1 protein-coding gene is annotated in these 874 nt (G+C 69.6%); it reads right to left on the bottom strand.

What is annotated here, in order from left to right; translation table 11 throughout:
- A partial coding sequence (locus L995_RS21945; RefSeq protein WP_047473706.1) for a Bug family tripartite tricarboxylate transporter substrate binding protein occupies positions 1-797 on the bottom strand: 797 nt, incomplete at its 3' end.
- Between the last annotated feature and the right edge of the window lie 77 nt (positions 798-874).

The raw sequence follows: 874 nt of genomic DNA, 5'->3' as shown, positions 1-874 counted from the left end.
ATGTTCAGCTGCGGGTAGCCCACCTCGGCCAGGGTGGGCACATCGGGCAGCTGCGCCACGCGCTGCTCGGAGGCCACGGCCAGGGCGCGCACCTTGCCCGCCTGGATGTGGGGCAGCATGGAGATGAGGTTGTCGAAGAACACCTGCACCTCGCCCGCCAGCACCGAGGTGACCAGCAGCGTGCCGCCCCGGTAGGGAACATGGGTGATGTCCAGGCCTGCATCGGCCTTGAACATCTCCATGTTGAGCTGGCCCATGCTGCCCGTGCCGCCGCTGCCGTAGTTGAGCTGGCCAGGGTGCTTTCTGGCATAGGCGATGAACTCCGCAAAGCTGCGGATGGGCAGGCTGGCGGGCACGACCAGCACATTGGGCAGGCGGCCCAGGATGGCGATGTTCTCGAAATCCTTGATGGGGTCGTAGCCCACCTTGGGCTGGGTCAGAGGATTGGCCAGGTGGCTGCTCTGCGAGGACACGACCAGGGTGTAGCCGTCCGGCTTGGCGCGCGCCACGGCCAGCGCGGCCACCGAGCCGCCAGCGCCGGGCCGGTTCTCCACGACGATGGGCACGCCCAGGATGCGTGCCATGGGCTCGGCGTACTGGCGTGCCATGGCATCCACCGAACCGCCCGGAGGGAACGGCACGATGAAGCTGATCTGGCGCGAGGGGTAGCCGGCGGCCTTGCCTTCGGCGGCCAGCGCCGCAAGCGGCGCCAGCATACCCAGGCCCAGCCCCGCGCCAAGCACACGGCGGCGGGAAGGGTGGCTGGCAGCCTGGCGGGCGATAGGGGTCATGCTCATGTCTCCTCCTTATGGAAATACGTCGGCTGCGCCCGGCCATCCGGGGCGCCCTGGGGGCGCCCTGGGGGCGCCCTGGG

It is taken from the genome of Delftia sp. ZNC0008 (assembly GCF_000799035.1).
GTDB lineage: Bacteria > Pseudomonadota > Gammaproteobacteria > Burkholderiales > Burkholderiaceae_C > Comamonas > Comamonas tsuruhatensis.
Note: the sequence above shows the minus strand (reverse complement) of the source record. Positions and strands in the feature narration are given on the sequence as shown.